This window comes from Pseudomonas sp. SA233 (genome assembly GCF_054792385.1).
Genome location: NZ_CP096449.1, coordinates 1,938,119 through 1,953,146 on the forward strand (window position 1 = coordinate 1,938,119; position 15,028 = coordinate 1,953,146).

Annotated in this window: 7 protein-coding genes, 2 tRNA genes and 3 rRNA genes; 9 read left to right on the forward strand and 3 right to left on the reverse strand. The window is 59.2% G+C overall.

The window, feature by feature from the left end; translation table 11 throughout:
- Positions 1 to 548: 548 nt before the first annotated feature.
- The 6 genes from M1D87_RS08955 to M1D87_RS08980 all read left to right on the forward strand — a co-directional run bounded on the left by M1D87_RS08955 (position 549) and on the right by M1D87_RS08980 (position 7,732).
- Positions 549 to 2,085, forward strand: a 16S ribosomal RNA gene (locus M1D87_RS08955).
- An 85-nt stretch (positions 2,086 to 2,170) separates the two neighbouring features.
- Positions 2,171 to 2,247: transfer RNA gene (locus M1D87_RS08960), tRNA-Ile, on the forward strand.
- Positions 2,248 to 2,271: 24 nt separating this feature from the next.
- Positions 2,272 to 2,347 (forward strand) — tRNA-Ala (locus tag M1D87_RS08965).
- A 243-nt stretch (positions 2,348 to 2,590) separates the two neighbouring features.
- A 23S ribosomal RNA gene (locus M1D87_RS08970) occupies positions 2,591 to 5,482 on the forward strand.
- Between the two features lie 131 nt (positions 5,483 to 5,613).
- Positions 5,614 to 5,729 (forward strand): 5S ribosomal RNA (gene rrf, locus M1D87_RS08975).
- Together the 16S, 23S and 5S rRNA genes with 2 tRNA genes alongside form the textbook arrangement of a ribosomal RNA operon.
- 194 nt (positions 5,730 to 5,923) lie before the next feature.
- A complete protein-coding gene (locus M1D87_RS08980) occupies positions 5,924 to 7,732 on the forward strand; it encodes an ABC transporter ATP-binding protein/permease (protein ID WP_123085887.1) in 1,809 nt (602 codons plus the stop codon).
- Here the strand turns inward: M1D87_RS08980 and M1D87_RS08985 are convergent.
- Positions 7,729 to 8,958: an MFS transporter gene (locus M1D87_RS08985; RefSeq protein WP_123085888.1), complete on the reverse strand. Its 1,230-nt coding sequence runs from the start codon at positions 8,956 to 8,958 to the stop codon at positions 7,729 to 7,731. The two genes, M1D87_RS08980 and M1D87_RS08985, sit on opposite strands and share 4 nt — an antisense overlap.
- A gap of 301 nt (positions 8,959 to 9,259) precedes the next feature.
- On the opposite strand from M1D87_RS08985, the gene M1D87_RS08990 reads away from it, so the two are divergent.
- A complete protein-coding gene (locus tag M1D87_RS08990; RefSeq protein ID WP_123085889.1) occupies positions 9,260 to 11,494 on the forward strand; it encodes a TonB-dependent siderophore receptor in 2,235 nt (744 codons plus the stop codon).
- A gap of 132 nt (positions 11,495 to 11,626) precedes the next feature.
- Positions 11,627 to 12,166, forward strand: coding sequence for a histidine phosphatase family protein (locus M1D87_RS08995; RefSeq protein WP_123085890.1), 540 nt, complete (start codon positions 11,627 to 11,629; stop codon positions 12,164 to 12,166).
- 3 nt (positions 12,167 to 12,169) lie between these two features.
- On the opposite strand, the gene M1D87_RS09000 is transcribed toward M1D87_RS08995, so the two are convergent.
- Both M1D87_RS09000 and M1D87_RS09005 read right to left on the reverse strand, forming a co-directional pair.
- Positions 12,170 to 12,955: a sulfite exporter TauE/SafE family protein gene (locus M1D87_RS09000; RefSeq protein WP_013971855.1), complete on the reverse strand. Its 786-nt coding sequence runs from the start codon at positions 12,953 to 12,955 to the stop codon at positions 12,170 to 12,172.
- A 218-nt stretch (positions 12,956 to 13,173) separates the two neighbouring features.
- On the reverse strand, positions 13,174 to 13,767 hold the full coding sequence (locus M1D87_RS09005; RefSeq protein WP_054572830.1) for a helix-turn-helix domain-containing protein: 594 nt from the start codon (positions 13,765 to 13,767) through the stop codon (positions 13,174 to 13,176).
- A gap of 114 nt (positions 13,768 to 13,881) precedes the next feature.
- Here M1D87_RS09005 and M1D87_RS09010 point away from each other — a divergent pair, with 114 nt between their 5' ends.
- The gene (locus tag M1D87_RS09010; RefSeq protein ID WP_004375949.1) at positions 13,882 to 15,018 is read left to right on the forward strand and encodes an NAD(P)/FAD-dependent oxidoreductase; all 1,137 of its coding nucleotides are present in this window, start codon (positions 13,882 to 13,884) and stop codon (positions 15,016 to 15,018) included.
- Positions 15,019 to 15,028 lie beyond the last annotated feature (10 nt).

Consider the following 15,028-nt stretch of genomic DNA (forward strand, 5'->3'; position numbering starts at 1 on the left):
CGCCGGACAAACAAGGCGGTCGCGTGCGCTGGTACTGACATTACTTGCCCGAAACAGACGTGGGAGCAGCCTTGCGCTGCGAAGCGCCGCGCGGGCGGCGCTCGATCTCACAGGCGCTGCAAGGCTCGCGACGAGCCCTTGGGGCCCTGATGCAGCCTTTTTCAAAAAGATTCTAAATTATTGAAATTAAAGGTTGACCTCCTGAAACATCGCCCTATAATGCGCACCACTCCAACGCGGTAGCGAAGCAAAGCCAGTCACCATGTTGAGTCAAGTGTTTGAAGCTAAACGAGTTTCTCGCAGAAAACTTCAAAATAAACGCTTGACAGCAAATGAGGAAAGCGTAGAATGCGCGCCTCGGTTGAGACGAAACGCTCTTAACCAAACGCTCTTTAACAAATCGAATCAAGCAATTCGTGTGGGTGCTTGTGAGTACGGACTGATAGTCACAAAGATTATCAGCATCACAAGTGGCCATGCGAGAAATCACATAGTCATTTGAGATTGCTGAGCCAAGTTTAGGGTTTCTTAAAAACCCAAGCAGTATTGAACTGAAGAGTTTGATCATGGCTCAGATTGAACGCTGGCGGCAGGCCTAACACATGCAAGTCGAGCGGATGACGGGGGCTTGCTCCTTGATTCAGCGGCGGACGGGTGAGTAATGCCTAGGAATCTGCCTGGTAGTGGGGGACAACGTTTCGAAAGGAACGCTAATACCGCATACGTCCTACGGGAGAAAGCAGGGGACCTTCGGGCCTTGCGCTATCAGATGAGCCTAGGTCGGATTAGCTAGTTGGTGAGGTAATGGCTCACCAAGGCGACGATCCGTAACTGGTCTGAGAGGATGATCAGTCACACTGGAACTGAGACACGGTCCAGACTCCTACGGGAGGCAGCAGTGGGGAATATTGGACAATGGGCGAAAGCCTGATCCAGCCATGCCGCGTGTGTGAAGAAGGTCTTCGGATTGTAAAGCACTTTAAGTTGGGAGGAAGGGCAGTAAGCTAATACCTTGCTGTTTTGACGTTACCGACAGAATAAGCACCGGCTAACTCTGTGCCAGCAGCCGCGGTAATACAGAGGGTGCAAGCGTTAATCGGAATTACTGGGCGTAAAGCGCGCGTAGGTGGTTCGTTAAGTTGGATGTGAAAGCCCCGGGCTCAACCTGGGAACTGCATCCAAAACTGGCGAGCTAGAGTACGGTAGAGGGTGGTGGAATTTCCTGTGTAGCGGTGAAATGCGTAGATATAGGAAGGAACACCAGTGGCGAAGGCGACCACCTGGACTGATACTGACACTGAGGTGCGAAAGCGTGGGGAGCAAACAGGATTAGATACCCTGGTAGTCCACGCCGTAAACGATGTCAACTAGCCGTTGGAATCCTTGAGATTTTAGTGGCGCAGCTAACGCATTAAGTTGACCGCCTGGGGAGTACGGCCGCAAGGTTAAAACTCAAATGAATTGACGGGGGCCCGCACAAGCGGTGGAGCATGTGGTTTAATTCGAAGCAACGCGAAGAACCTTACCAGGCCTTGACATGCAGAGAACTTTCCAGAGATGGATTGGTGCCTTCGGGAACTCTGACACAGGTGCTGCATGGCTGTCGTCAGCTCGTGTCGTGAGATGTTGGGTTAAGTCCCGTAACGAGCGCAACCCTTGTCCTTAGTTACCAGCACGTTATGGTGGGCACTCTAAGGAGACTGCCGGTGACAAACCGGAGGAAGGTGGGGATGACGTCAAGTCATCATGGCCCTTACGGCCTGGGCTACACACGTGCTACAATGGTCGGTACAGAGGGTTGCCAAGCCGCGAGGTGGAGCTAATCTCACAAAACCGATCGTAGTCCGGATCGCAGTCTGCAACTCGACTGCGTGAAGTCGGAATCGCTAGTAATCGCGAATCAGAATGTCGCGGTGAATACGTTCCCGGGCCTTGTACACACCGCCCGTCACACCATGGGAGTGGGTTGCACCAGAAGTAGCTAGTCTAACCTTCGGGAGGACGGTTACCACGGTGTGATTCATGACTGGGGTGAAGTCGTAACAAGGTAGCCGTAGGGGAACCTGCGGCTGGATCACCTCCTTAATCGACGATATCAGCCTGCTGATGAGCTCCCACACGAATTGCTTGATTCATTGTAAAAGACGATGCTGTAACGCGACCCTGTTATAGGTCTGTAGCTCAGTTGGTTAGAGCGCACCCCTGATAAGGGTGAGGTCGGCAGTTCAAATCTGCCCAGACCTACCATTACATGGTTCAGCCGTAGAATACGGGGCCATAGCTCAGCTGGGAGAGCGCCTGCCTTGCACGCAGGAGGTCAGCGGTTCGATCCCGCTTGGCTCCACCACTTTCGCCGTACGCAGTAGCTTGCCAGAACTTAGAAATGAACATTCAGTTCGAATGTTGATTTCTGACTTTTGTCAGATCGTTCTTTAAAAATTCGGATATGTGATAGATATAGACTGATGGCCAGTTTCACTGCTGGTTGATCAGGCTAAGGTAAAATTTGTGAGTTCTGCTCGAAAGAGCAACATGCGAATTTTCGGCGAATGTCGTCTTCACAGTATAACCAAATTGCTTGGGGTTATATGGTCAAGTGAAGAAGCGCATACGGTGGATGCCTTGGCAGTCAGAGGCGATGAAAGACGTGGTAGCCTGCGATAAGCTTTGGGGAGTCGGCAAACAGACTGTGATCCAGAGATCTCTGAATGGGGGAACCCACTCAGCACAAGCTGAGTATCTTGTACTGAATACATAGGTGCAAGAGGCGAACCAGGGGAACTGAAACATCTAAGTACCCTGAGGAAAAGAAATCAACCGAGATTCCCTTAGTAGTGGCGAGCGAACGGGGACCAGCCCTTAAGTTGATTTGAGATTAGTGGAACGCTCTGGAAAGTGCGGCCATAGTGGGTGATAGCCCCGTACACGAAAATCTCTTGTCAATGAAATCGAGTAGGACGGAGCACGAGAAACTTTGTCTGAATATGGGGGGACCATCCTCCAAGGCTAAATACTACTGACTGACCGATAGTGAACCAGTACCGTGAGGGAAAGGCGAAAAGAACCCCGGAGAGGGGAGTGAAATAGAACCTGAAACCGTATGCGTACAAGCAGTGGGAGCCTACTTTGTTAGGTGACTGCGTACCTTTTGTATAATGGGTCAGCGACTTATATTCAGTGGCGAGCTTAACCGAATAGGGGAGGCGTAGCGAAAGCGAGTCTTAATAGGGCGTTTAGTCGCTGGGTATAGACCCGAAACCGGGCGATCTATCCATGGGCAGGTTGAAGGTTAGGTAACACTGACTGGAGGACCGAACCGACTACCGTTGAAAAGTTAGCGGATGACCTGTGGATCGGAGTGAAAGGCTAATCAAGCTCGGAGATAGCTGGTTCTCCTCGAAAGCTATTTAGGTAGCGCCTCATGTATCACTCCAGGGGGTAGAGCACTGTTTCGGCTAGGGGGTCATCCCGACTTACCAAACCGATGCAAACTCCGAATACCTGGAAGTGCCGAGCATGGGAGACACACGGCGGGTGCTAACGTCCGTCGTGAAAAGGGAAACAACCCAGACCGTCAGCTAAGGTCCCAAAGTCATGGTTAAGTGGGAAACGATGTGGGAAGGCTTAGACAGCTAGGAGGTTGGCTTAGAAGCAGCCACCCTTTAAAGAAAGCGTAATAGCTCACTAGTCGAGTCGGCCTGCGCGGAAGATGTAACGGGGCTCAAACCATGCACCGAAGCTACGGGTGTCATCTTTGATGACGCGGTAGAGGAGCGTTCTGTAAGCCTGTGAAGGTGAGTTGAGAAGCTTGCTGGAGGTATCAGAAGTGCGAATGCTGACATGAGTAACGACAATGCGAGTGAAAAACTCGCACGCCGAAAGACCAAGGTTTCCTGCGCAACGTTAATCGACGCAGGGTTAGTCGGTCCCTAAGGCGAGGCTGAAAAGCGTAGTCGATGGAAAACAGGTTAATATTCCTGTACTTCCAGTTATTGCGATGGAGGGACGGAGAAGGTTAGGCCAGCCTGGCGTTGGTTGTCCAGGTTTAAGGTGGTAGGCTGAAATCTTAGGCAAATCCGGGATTTCAAGGCCGAGAGCTGATGACGAGTTGCCTTCAGGCGACGAAGTGGTTGATACCATGCTTCCAAGAAAAGCTCCTAAGCTTCAGATAACTGGGAACCGTACCCCAAACCGACACAGGTGGTTAGGTAGAGAATACCAAGGCGCTTGAGAGAACTCGGGTGAAGGAACTAGGCAAAATGGCACCGTAACTTCGGGAGAAGGTGCGCCGGCGAGGGTGAAGGACTTGCTCCGTAAGCCCATGCCGGTCGAAGATACCAGGCCGCTGCGACTGTTTATTAAAAACACAGCACTCTGCAAACACGAAAGTGGACGTATAGGGTGTGACGCCTGCCCGGTGCCGGAAGGTTAATTGATGGGGTTAGCGCAAGCGAAGCTCTTGATCGAAGCCCCGGTAAACGGCGGCCGTAACTATAACGGTCCTAAGGTAGCGAAATTCCTTGTCGGGTAAGTTCCGACCTGCACGAATGGCGTAACGATGGCGGCGCTGTCTCCACCCGAGACTCAGTGAAATTGAAATCGCTGTGAAGATGCAGTGTATCCGCGGCTAGACGGAAAGACCCCGTGAACCTTTACTATAGCTTTGCACTGGACTTTGAATTTGCTTGTGTAGGATAGGTGGGAGGCTTTGAAGTGGGGACGCCAGTTCTCATGGAGCCATCCTTGAAATACCACCCTGGCAACTTTGAGGTTCTAACTCAGGTCCGTTATCCGGATCGAGGACAGTGTATGGTGGGTAGTTTGACTGGGGCGGTCTCCTCCCAAAGAGTAACGGAGGAGTACGAAGGTGCGCTCAGACCGGTCGGAAATCGGTCGTAGAGTATAAAGGCAAAAGCGCGCTTGACTGCGAGACAAACACGTCGAGCAGGTACGAAAGTAGGTCTTAGTGATCCGGTGGTTCTGTATGGAAGGGCCATCGCTCAACGGATAAAAGGTACTCCGGGGATAACAGGCTGATACCGCCCAAGAGTTCATATCGACGGCGGTGTTTGGCACCTCGATGTCGGCTCATCACATCCTGGGGCTGAAGCCGGTCCCAAGGGTATGGCTGTTCGCCATTTAAAGTGGTACGCGAGCTGGGTTTAGAACGTCGTGAGACAGTTCGGTCCCTATCTGCCGTGGACGTTTGAGATTTGAGAGGGGCTGCTCCTAGTACGAGAGGACCGGAGTGGACGAACCTCTGGTGTTCCGGTTGTCACGCCAGTGGCATTGCCGGGTAGCTATGTTCGGAAGAGATAACCGCTGAAAGCATCTAAGCGGGAAACTTGCCTCAAGATGAGATCTCACTGGGATCTTGAATCCCCTGAAGGGCCGTCGAAGACTACGACGTTGATAGGTTGGGTGTGTAAGCGCTGTGAGGCGTTGAGCTAACCAATACTAATTGCCCGTGAGGCTTGACCATATAACACCCAAGCAATTTGCTAGCGCAGATTGCGGTGGTGAAGACGAAACAACCGAAAGTTCGCAACATCACAAATATCGCATATCCGGATTCGCTGGGCTGTCCATCTGGACATTCTGGCAACAGAATTTCTTGACGACCATAGAGCATTGGAACCACCTGATCCCATCCCGAACTCAGTAGTGAAACGATGCATCGCCGATGGTAGTGTGGGGTTTCCCCATGTGAGAGTAGGTCATCGTCAAGATTCATTTCGCAAAACCCCTATCTGCGCATGCAGGTAGGGGTTTTGTCTTTCTGGCCAATAAGCCCCAGACCTGTACAACGCTCCCACAGGGGCCCGCGTAACTCCGAAAGCAATCATGAAATGTGCGTCATTTATGCCTGACGAATCACAGGTCAATGCTACGCTCGCGGAAATACTCAGCACGGATACCCATCATGGAAATGAACTGGCACCAGGCCTTGCAAGAGAGCCTGAGCTGGCTGGCAATCGCCTCGTTCATCACCCTTGTCTGCTTCATAGCAGCCGCCACACTGGCCGTACGTTGTACGCGCTGGGGCAGCCAGTTCTGGCAGCTTGCCGGGCCCTATTTCAGTTTCAGGCGCAGTTGGCGACCGTTACTGGTATTCGCCCTGCTGCTGGTTCTGACGCTATTCTCGGTGCGTCTGAACGTGCTGTTCTCATTCTGGTACAACGGCTTCTACAGCGCCTTGCAGGGCCTTGACCAAGCCGCCTTCTGGTACCTGCTCGGTGTCTTTGCAGTATTGGCCACCATCCATGTGCTGCGTTCGCTGTTCACCTTCTATGTAAGCCAGGCGTTCAGCATCCAATGGCGAGTCTGGCTGACCGAGCGCCTGACCCACGACTGGATGCACGGCGATGCCTACTACCGTGGCCAGTTCCTCGCCGAGCCCGTGGACAACCCTGACCAACGTATCGAACTGGACGTCAACGCCTTTGTCAGCAACTCGGTGACCCTCGCCCTGGGCGCAGTCAGTGCGCTGGTTTCGCTGGTGGCGTTCACCGGCATCCTCTGGGGGCTGTCGGCGCCGCTGGCCGTTGCCGGTGTGGAGATTCCCCGGGCTATGGTGTTTGCCGTGTACCTTTACGTCATCGTCGCCACCTGGATCGCCTTCCGCCTCGGACGACCGCTGATCCGCCTGAACTTCCTCAACGAAAAGCTCACCGCCAACTTCCGTTACGCGCTGATGCGTCTGCGCGAAAATGCCGAGAACGTCGCTTTCTACCAGGGCGCGCAGGTCGAGCGGGGCACGTTGCTGGGTCGCTTTGGTGCCTTGATCGTGAATGCCTGGGCGCTAGTGTTCCGGAACCTGAAATTCAGCGGTTTCAACCTGGGCGTGAGCCAGGTCGCAGTGGTGTTCCCATTCATTCTGCAGGCACCGCGCTTCTTCAGCGGGGCGATCAAGCTGGGCGACGTCATGCAGACCTCCCAGGCCTTTGGCCAGGTGCAGGATTCGTTGTCGTTCTTCCGCGAGTCGTATGATGCGTTTGCCCAGTACCGGGCCACCCTCGACCGTCTGACCGGCTTCCTCGATGCCAACGAGCAGGCGAGCGCTTTGCCGCGCGTCATCACCGAGGACCAGGAGCATGCCCTGGCGATCAGCCGCCTGCAGGTGCTGCGCCCGGACGGGCATGCCCTTATCACCGACCTGGACCTTGACCTGCATGCCGGCCAGGCGCTGTTGATCAAGGGGCCGTCGGGCAGCGGTAAAACCACGCTGCTGCGTGCGCTGGCGGGACTCTGGCCGTACGCCGAGGGTGAGGTCAGGCGCCCGCTGGGCCACCAGGCGCTGTTCCTGTCGCAGCGGCCGTACCTGCCGCTGGGCGATCTGCGCACCGTCATCGCCTACCCGGCGGCCAGCAAGCCTGAGGATGAATCGCGGATGCAGCAGGCCTTGCGCCAGGTCAACCTGGCCCACTTGGCCGAGCGACTGGAAGTCAACTGTGACTGGTCACACATTCTCTCGGTCGGTGAGCAGCAGCGCCTCGCATTTGCCCGGGTGCTGTTCAACCGGCCGCAGGTGGTGTTCCTTGACGAGTCCACTTCGGCCATGGACGAAGGGCTCGAGCATGCCCTGTATTCACTGTTGCGTACGGAAATGCCGGGGGCGTTGCTGGTCAGTGTCGGGCACCGCAGTACACTGGCAGGTTTCCATACCCACCGGCTGGAGGTGGATGGACATGGCGGCTGGTCGCTACTGGAGCAGCAGCCAGCGCTGGCCTAGTTTGGATTGCCGGTGATCGGGGCCGGCCTGAGCAATACGACCCCGATCAGGGTGCCGCCGGCACATGCTGCGCCAAGCAGGAATGTCGCCTTGAAGCCGACCCCGTCCCACAGCAGCCCGGCCACCACGCTGGCCACCAGCAGCGCCACGCCGGTCAGCAGGTTGAACAGGCCGAAGGCTGTACCGCGCAGCTCCGCGGGGGCGCTGTCGGCGATCATGGCGGCAAAGATGCCTTGGCTGAAGCCCAGGTGCAGGCCCCAGGCAGCCACCCCCATGGCCAGCCCGGTCCAGCCCGGCAGCAGGGCCAGCAGCAGGTCGGCGGCGACCAGCAGCCCCAGCCCGGTCATCAGCACGCCCCGGCGGCCTACGCGGTCCGATAGTACCCCCGCTGGGTAGGCTGACAACGAGTAGGCCAGGGCCATGAGCACCAGCACTGCCGGCGCCCACAGCGGCGCCAGGCCCATGTCCTGGGCGCGCAGCAGCAGAAACGCCTCGCTGAAGCGGGCGAGGGTGAACAGTGTGGCCAGGCCGATCAGCCGCCAGTAGGCCGGGCCCAGGCGGGCCAGCTCGTGCAGGGCCAGCGGTGAGCGCACCGGCCGGGTGGTGGCCGGCGTTTCAGGTTCGCGCACGAAGGCGATGAGGATGTACACCGCCACGAACGCCGGAAGCACCGCCACCCAGAACACCGTCTGGAAATGGCTCGCGGTCAGCCACATCAGCACGATCGCCAGCAACGGCCCAAGGAAGGCGCCCACGGTATCCAGCGCCTGGCGCAGGCCGAAGGCTGCACCACGCAGTTCTGCGGGCGTGACGTCGGCCACCAGTGCATCGCGCGGCGCCCCACGAATGCCTTTGCCGACCCGGTCGACGAAGCGTGCTGCGGTCAACCACCCCAGCCCAGAGGCCATGGGGAACACCGGCTTGGTCAACGCACCCAGGCCATAGCCCAGCACCGTAAGCAGCTTGCGCTTGCCCAGCCGGTCGCTGAGGGCGCCGGAAAACACCTTGGTGATCGAGGCGGTCGCCTCGGCGATGCCTTCGATAAAGCCCACCGCCACTACCGAGGTGCCAAGCACGGTGACCATGTACAGCGGCAGCAGGGCGTGAATCATTTCCGAGGAAATGTCCATGAACATCGATACGAAGCCCAGCGCCCAGACACTGCGAGGGATCTTCGACAGGGACCTGGTGGCGTTCATGGCGTGGCTTTCTTCGTGGCTGCGCATCAGGAGGCTCGGCAGAGGGTGCTACGTTCGAAACTGTAGGAGCCGTCACGCAAGATGCAAATCGGACAGCTACATGCAAGCAACAACGCGAATTGTCGGGCTGCGCCGGCAACGCTGTCGTGTCAGCAAAGCTCCGTTACAAACATGTAAACTTCGTAAATAAGATTTAAACTCAATTGCGAATCTCTATATTTACCATCCCTGTTGGCCACCAAACTGTGTTTGCGAGGCCGGTGGGCGAGGGCTCCCGGTTTCCGACAGGGATGTGCCGTTTCGCTCATGAATCGCAGGAGATGTACCCATGCAGTGCAAGACTTCACCCAACAGCCTGGCCCTGGCGTTTGTCGCACTGGCGTCACCGGCCATGGTGGCCACCGCGGCCCAGGCCGAAGAACAGCGTACGGGTGAGGTGCTGGAGATGCCGGTCGCCGACAACGCGCTGGTGATCCAGGACACCCTGGTCACCGCCGAGCGCGAGGCACGCCAGGCCTTGGGTACGTCGATCATCACCGCCGAAGACATCAAGCGCCATCCGCCGGCCAATGACCTGTCCGACATCATCCGCCGCGAGCCCGGGGTCAACCTGACCGGCAACAGCGCCAGCGGCGCGCGTGGCAACAACCGGCAGATCGACCTGCGCGGCATGGGCCCGGAAAACACCCTGATCCTCATCGACGGCAAGCCATCCAGCGCACGCAATGCCGTGCGCTATGGCTGGAACGGCGACCGCGATACCCGCGGTGAAACCAACTGGGTACCGGCAGAAGCGGTCGAGCGCATCGAGATCCTGCGTGGCCCGGCGGCCGCACGTTACGGCTCCGGCGCCATGGGCGGGGTGGTCAATATCATCACCAAACGGCCCACCGATGAACTCAAGGGCAGCGTCAGCCTGTACACCCAGCTGCCGGAAGACAGCGCCGAGGGCTCCAGCCGCCGGGCCAACTTCAACCTGGGCGGCGGCCTGACCGACAACCTTGGCTTCCGCCTGTACGGCGGTCTGGCCAAGACCGATGCCGACGACCTGGACATCAATGCCGGGCATGCCACCAGTGCGCTGGTGGCGGGCCGCGAAGGCGTACGCAACAAGGACATCAATGGCCTGCTGAGCTGGAAGCTGAACGACGAGCACCGCCTCGAGGCCAGTGCCGGCTACAGCCGCCAGGGCAATATCTTTGCCGGCGACACCATGAACAGCAACGGCGGTGGTGACGTCGAGTTCGTGTCCAGCCTGTACGGCCACGAAACCAATGTGATGCAGCGCAGTACCTACGACCTGACCCACCTGGGCGATTTCACCTGGGGTACCAGCAAGACCGTGCTGGCCTACGAGTACGTGCGCAACTGGCGTCTAAACGAGGGCCTGGCAGGCCGTACCGAAGGTGCTCCCAATGCTGAAGGCGCTGCCATGTCGCGCCTGCGCAACACGCGCCTTAGTAGCGAAGTGAACCTGCCATTCGCCATGGGCAGCGCCGAGCATGTGCTGACCCTGGGCGGGGAGTACCTGTATGAAACGCTCAATGATCAGGGCTCGCTGCGCCCACAAAGCTCGGACCCCACGGGTAATGACGGGCTCGTCGGTTTCGACCGCAGCAGCTCGAAGACGACCGCCCGCAGCTATGCGCTGTTCGTCGAGGACAACATCATTGTCGGCGACACCACCATTACCCCGGGCCTGCGTTTCGACCACCACGAAACGTTTGGCGACAACTTCAGCCCCAGCCTGAACCTGTCGCACAAGCTGACCGAAGCACTGTCGGTCAAAGGCGGTATCGCGCGCGCCTACAAGACCCCGAACCTGTACCAGTCCAACCCCAACTACTTGTTGTACAGCCGCGGCAATGGTTGCAGCGTGCAGCAGACCAACAACGGTGGCTGCTACCTGCAGGGCAACGCCGACCTCAAGCCCGAGATCAGCGTCAACAAGGAAATCGGCCTGATGTACGACCGGGGTACCTGGCGCACTAGTGCCACATACTTTCGCAACGACTACAAGAACAAGATCGTCGGTGATACCGATGTGTTGTACACCATCGGCACCGGCAGCCGCGTGACCCAGTGGGACAACGCCGGCAAGGCGCGGGTGGAGGGTATCGAAGGCAACCTGTTCATCGAGCTGACCCCGGCCCTGGACTGGAACACCAACCTGACCTGGATGCTCGACAACGACAACCGCGAGACCGGCGAGCCGCTGTCGGTGATCCCGGAATACACCGTCAACACCACCCTCGACTGGCGCGCCACCGAGAAGCTGTCGTTCCAGGTGGCGGGTACCTACTTCGGCAAGCAGAAGTCGCCGACCTTCAACGACCGCACCCAGCAAAGCTACGACAAGGCCGCGCAACAGGATGTGGAAGCCTACGGCCTGGTGGACGTGAGCGCCGGGTACAAGTTCAACGCCAACTACGACGTGCGGGTGGGGGTGAACAACGTGTTCGACAAGCAGATCCTGCGTGGTGGCAACGCCAGTACTTCGGGCGCCAATACCTATAACCAGCCAGGCAGGGCAGTGTTCGCTGCGCTGAATATCACCTTCTGACATCGGGGGAGCTGTACGGCCCATTCACCGGCAAACCGGGGCATACTGGCGCAGGCGGTGCCATATTTGTTGCGGCAAAAAGTGCCGCAGCATGCTAAACCTTGCGCCTCGAGCCGCCATGAGAAAAAACCGGTGAAAGCCGTCCGCCTGACGCTGATCTGCCATGCCCTGACCCAAGCCCAGAAGTCCGGGCGACTGCACCATGCCGAAGACGGCATTCTTCCACTGGGCCAACAGCCTTTCGCCGACCTTTCCGGTGTGCCGGTGCTGACTGCACCAGAGCGGCGAGCCTGCGAGACAGCGGCGTGGTTTTCGGGGCCGGTGCAGGTCGAGCCGGCATTGGCCGATTGCGACCTGGGGCGTTGGCAAGGGCTGACACTGAAGCAACTGCAGGCCGAGCAATCGCAGGCGTTGACCGAATGGCTTCAGGACCCGGCCAGTGATGTTCACGGCGGCGAGTCGTTCGCCGTGCTTTGCCAGCGTATCGCCGCCTGGCTGGCGGCCTTCGACAGGCCTGGTGAATGGCTGGCAGTTACCCACCCGATGGTGATGCGCGCCGTGCTTGTACAAGTACTTGGCTGCCCGATGAGCGCCAGCCAGCGGGTCGACGTGTTGCCCCTGTCGCGTCTGGAGCTAAGCTTTACCGGGCAGTGGCGCCTGCGCCTGGGCTGAAGGTCAGAACGCCAGCTTGTAGCCAATCAGCAACAGCATCGCCGCCAGGCACGGGCGCAGCACGCGGTCGGAAATCCGCCCGGTGAGGTGGCTGCCCAGGTAGATGCCTGGCAGCGAGCCCAGCAGCAGGTAACCCAGCAGCGACCAGTCCATGTTGCCCATCCCCGCATGGCCCAGCCCTGCCACCAGGGTCAGCGGCACGGCGTGGGCGATTTCGGTACCGACCAGGCGGCGGGTGACCAGGAACGGGTACAGCAGGAACAGCGCCACGGTACCCAGCGCGCCAGCGCCGATGGAAGTAAGGGTGACCATCACCCCCAGCACCACGCCGGTAAGCACGGTAAGGGTATTCAGGCTGCGGTCGCTGAGGTGATAGTGGTCACCGGCATGGCGGCTGGCGAAGGCCTGCAGACGCGATTTGAACAGGATGGCCAGCGCGGTCAGGATCAGGACCACCGCCAGGCCTTGCTTGATGACGGCGTTGAGCGCCGATGTGTCGGTGTGCAGGGTGCTGAGGAACCACAGGGTCAGCGCCGCGGCGGGCACGCTACCCAGGCTGAGCAGGCCGGTGATCTTCCAGTCGACGTTCTTGTTGCGCGCATGCACCCAGACGCCACTGGCCTTGGTGATGGCGGCATAGAGCAGGTCGGTACCGACGGCCGTTGCCGGGCTGATGCCGAACCACAACAGGATCGGGGTCATCAGCGAGCCGCCACCGACGCCGGTCATGCCGACGATGAAACCCACGACCAGGCCTGCAATGGTGAAACCGAAAGAACCTACATCCATACGCTACTCGACCGCCCAACTTTGCCCGTTATCGGATGCAGCCAGCATATAGATTTTTTTATAGCCAAATAGACTTGTTCGTTATTAGGTTATAACCAGGTGCTGCCTGCCAGGGCTCTATCAAGCCGGCTCCCACACCCACCGCATCAACCTCAAGGCCTGTGCCGTACCTGTGGGAGCTGGCTTGCCGGCGATAGGCCCTGGCAGGCAGCACCGGGTCAGCGATCAGTCATCACCACCATCACATGCGCATCTGCGCCATCGTCACTTTCCGACAGGTAGATATGTCCCACCTGGCTGTCGAAATACGCCGTCTCCTGCGGCCCGATGCTCACCGCTTCCCCGGTTTCGAACTCGATACGAACGCGCCCGCTCAGTACCAGCGCGAACTCTTGGCCCGGGTGGCGGATAAAATCGTCGAACTCGCCACGTTCACGGGCAATGATGCGAGCATAGGCGGGTGTCATGCGCCGTTCAGGGAAGTCGCCGGCAATCGGGTGATAGTCATAGGTGCCGGTCGAGTAGCCCGCCGCCGCTGGCAGTGAATCGACCACCACCGTCACCGGCACTGGTGAGGTTACCGTGCCGCTGGCGCGCAACAGCTGGGCAATGTCGACGTTCAGCGCCCGGGCGGCGGCGGCGAGTTTTTCGTAGCTGACCGAGACCTGCGCCAGCTCCATCTTCGACAAGGTGGACAGCGGGACGCCACTGGCTTCGGACAATTGCTTGAGTGTCATCTGGCGCGCCTTGCGCACCTGGCGCAGGCGCTGGCCGACTACGGCACGGTCCAGCAAGGGTAGGGCAGCGGGCATTCGGGGGTCTCGGCATGCGGCGTTGGTCGGGCATCTTACCTTGGACCCTTGCGTATTCGTAAATTCTCATATATTAGAATTCTCATATATGAAAATTCCCTGGCAGGAGCGTGCATGATCCCGATCTACGACACCCTCATCATCGGCGCGGGCATCGCTGGTGCATCCCTCGGTTATCGCCTGGCCGGCCGGCAGAAGGTGCTGCTGCTCGAGCGCGAGGCGCAGCCTGGCTACCATTCCACCGGGCGTTCGGCAGCCATGTTCATGGAGGCCTACGGCACTCCGCAGATACAGGCGCTGACCCGTGCCAGCCGGGCCTTCTACGAAGCACCACCGCAAGGGTTCTGCGAGCACCCGCTGCTGGAACCGCGCGGCTGCCTGTACGTCGCCAGCCTGGAACAGCGCACGCTGCTCGAGCAGACCCACGCACAGAACCTGGCCAACGGCACCGAAGTCAGCCTGCTCGACCGCGACGCAGCCCTGGCCCTGGTACCGAGCCTGCGTGCCGAGAACCTGGCCGGCGCGGTGCTTGAAGCGGGCGCAATGGACCTGGACGTACATGCCCTGCACCAGGGCTTCTTGCGCGGCTATCGCGCCGCTGGCGGTGAATTGCGCTGTAACGCCGAGCTGATCCAGGCCTGGTACCTGGATGACCTGTGGCAGGTGCAGTTGGGCGATGGCAGCCGGGTACAGACGCGCCAGCTGGTAAATGCCGCTGGCGCTTGGGCCGACCGAGTGGCCGAGCAGTGCGGGGTGGCGCGCATCGGCCTGCAACCCTGCCGGCGCAGTGCCTTCACTTTCCCCGGCCCGGCAGACCAGGATTTCGCCCGCTGGCCGGCGGTGATCGGCGTAGACGAAAGCTTCTACTTCAAGCCCGACGCCGGCCAGCTGTTGGGGTCGCCGGCCAATGCCGACCCGGTCGAACCCCAGGACGCCGCGCCCGAGGAGCTCGACGTGGCTTTGGGCATCTACAACATCGAAGCCATGACCACCCTGTCGATCCGCCGGCCGAGCCACACCTGGGCCGGGCTGCGTTCGTTCGTCGCCGACGGCGACCTGGTGATCGGTTTCGATGTGCACGCGCCAGCGTTCTTCTGGCTGGCGGCACAAGGTGGCTATGGCATCCAGTCGGCTGCGGGCGCCTCGCGCCTGGCTGCCGACCTGCTGCTGGGCCTGCCCCTGTGTCCCGGCCTTGTCAGCCAAGGGGTGGTGCCCGAGCGCCTGTCCCCGGCCCGTTTCCAGCAACCCTGAAAGGAGCATC